Source organism: candidate division KSB1 bacterium (assembly GCA_022562085.1).
Taxonomy (GTDB): Bacteria; Zhuqueibacterota; Zhuqueibacteria; order Oceanimicrobiales; family Oceanimicrobiaceae; genus Oceanimicrobium.
On sequence record JADFPY010000472.1, the window covers coordinates 1 to 2,504 of the forward strand.

Annotated in this window: 3 protein-coding genes; all 3 read right to left on the reverse strand. The window is 47.2% G+C overall.

The genetic code is table 11. The annotated features are described in order from the left end of the window. Positions 1 to 1,252 (reverse strand): MMPL family transporter (locus tag IH879_22375; GenBank protein ID MCH7677674.1); only part of this gene is annotated, 1,252 nt, incomplete at its 3' end. A 76-nt stretch (positions 1,253 to 1,328) separates the two neighbouring features. Beyond that, positions 1,329 to 2,138 (reverse strand): SDR family oxidoreductase, encoded by an 810-nt coding sequence (locus tag IH879_22380; GenBank protein ID MCH7677675.1) that lies wholly within the window; start codon positions 2,136 to 2,138, stop codon positions 1,329 to 1,331. Positions 2,139 to 2,225: 87 nt separating this feature from the next. Next, positions 2,226 to 2,504 (reverse strand): hypothetical protein (locus tag IH879_22385; GenBank protein MCH7677676.1); only part of this gene is annotated, 279 nt, incomplete at its 5' end.

Consider the following 2,504-nt stretch of genomic DNA (forward strand, 5'->3'; position numbering starts at 1 on the left):
CAATCACCAGACCTGTGCCCCAAAGCAAGGCCGTGCGCTGTGCAATAACAAATTCGGCAAAGCGTTCGGAAAGGGTTCGTTTCTTGCTTTCTTGCTGTTTGACTTTTACCGGTAAAATGGCCATTAATGCGGGCAGAAGCAGAACCGAATAGATAAAGGCCGCCGTGACGCCAACCGCCGTGATGTTTCCCAGGTGCCAGAAGGGCGGTGAATCGCTTAAATTCATACTGAGGAAACCGATTGCGGTTGTCACGCTGGTAAGAAACACGGGCGTCATGTTGACGCGCAGGCTCTCGATGATCGCTTCCTGCTTACTTAAGCCGCGGCGCATTTCCCGCAGCATAATAACCAAAATATGGATACTGTCGGCTATGGCCAGCGTCATGATCATGGTGGGCGCTTGTGCGGACGGCGGGGTCAGGCCGATTTTAAACCAGCCGGCAACTCCCATAGCTGTAATAGTGGACAAGAAGACAATTATAATGGTGCTCATCGTACCGCTGATTGAACGTAAAACCAAGAACAGGATGACAAACATCACCAGGTACATAAGCGGTACCAGGGTTTGCAAATCGTTAAGTCCGGCCTCTGAGAAGGCGTTGTTCAGCATGATGATTCCGGTCGAGTAGATTTTCAAATCCGGATTTTTTTCCAGATAGCCGGCTACGAGAGCTCTGGCGGCAGTGACTGCTTCGGGGACCTCTGCTTGAGTGTTTTTTTCGGGCAATTGGAAAGTGACAGTGATACCGGTCACGTCGCTGTCCGGGGAAATGAGTCGCCGAAAAAGCTGAGGTTCTTTAAGCGCCACCCTTCGAGCTTTTTCTAATTTCTCGAACGAAAGCGAAGGAGCGTCTGAAACAAGGTCTGCGACGATCAAATCATCATCGAAGGCCTCCGTGTGCTGAAAGTTGGTGACCGCATCAACCCGGATTGCGTAGGGGAGTTTCCACGAATCTGAAGTAAATTTCTCGATGACGTCGAGGTTGTCGTTTGTAAAGACATCTCCGTCTGCCGGTTGGAAGACAAAGAGGATGTTATCGTTTTTGGTATAAATATTCTGCAAAGACTCGAAAGCGTTGAGCTGTGGATTATCCTTGCTGAAAAACACGCGATAGCTGGCATCAAAAAACAGGTTCTTGCCGCCGCTGCCGACTAATCCAGCAAAAATAAGGGTGAGGATTAAAATTGGCCAGCGCCAGCGAATGACCCACTTTGTGTAAGAAACGACCATCTGGTCGACTTTTGTGCCCATTAGGCAAGCCTCCTTTTGAAGTTTCGAATTTAAAGATTCAAATCGAAATATGCTACAAAATTCATTTCAGAAATTTTTACAATTTATTCTCTGCCATGGCTTTCTCCATCATGCTGCCGAACATTTCAGCATTAGCTTTTCGCGACAGGAGTCTCTTACTCAAAAATGCCATGAAATTATTTCTGCCACCCGGGATCACAGAGTACTTTTTACCAAGGGCTGCCAGCGCGGTCGTCACAACCGGTTCAACTTCCATCAGGCCTACCGGCATTTTCGACCATTCAACTCCATCCATCTTTGCATACATCTCGGTGTTTGTTAAGCCCGGAGAAAGTACTGTCACGTCGACGCCTTGTTTCTTCAATTCGTAATTTAAAGCTTCGCCGAACGTGGCAATGTAAGCTTTGGAAGCGGCGTAATTGGCAAAAAACGGTACTGCCTGGTAACCCAACGTTGAGGAAACGAAAATAATTCCACCTCGTTTTCTCTCTGCCATTTTGAGTCCAAAGTGATGAGCCAGCTCCATGGGGGTGATGGCATTGAGTTGCATAAGGTTCCGCTCCTGTTGCCGATCATTCTTGAGAAATGCGCCATGCGTTTCCACGCCGGCACTATTTACCAACATGCCGATCTCGAGACCTGCGGTGGCTTTGGCCAGTATTTCCACTGCATCCGGCTTGCTTAAATCCGCCTGAACGGTCCGGACTTCAATTGAATACTCCTTTTTTAAATTCTCAGCCATTTCATCGAGACGATCGATTCGTCTGGCAGTGAGCACCAGGTTCAGCCCTGTTGCTGCCAGCTGCCGGGTAAACTCCTTGCCGATACCGGATGAGGCGCCGGTTACTAATGCCCAGGATCCGTATTGTGTCTTGTAGTCCTTCATTCTGTTTTCTCCTTTACTGTGGTTTTAATGACGAGTTTCAAAATTGATATTTGTAACGAGTGTTGTTACAAATAGTTTCAAAAAAATTTAGTGTCTGAAAATTACGCCTACCTTTTTCTCAATCCACCTTTTAAAATTCAAATAATCCAGGGTGTTTGTCATCGCTTCTTCACTGGTTTCGGAAAACAACTCGGTATCCAAACGCTTGAACAGCTCGGGATATTTATCGGGAGTCGACATGCTCACTTTGGAAAAGAACCGAAGCAGAACTTTTTCGAAGTGGTAAAGATTTCGTTTTTTTTCAAAAATCGCCGACAGGTACACCACTGGCAAGAGTCCAGGATGCTGGCGGGCAAGTTGAGATGC

What these genes read in the sequence shown, in the direction of transcription:
- IH879_22380 (MCH7677675.1), bottom strand. Translation starts at nt 2,138, where the DNA reads ATGAAGGACTACAAGACACAATACGGATCCTGGGCATTAGTAACCGGC.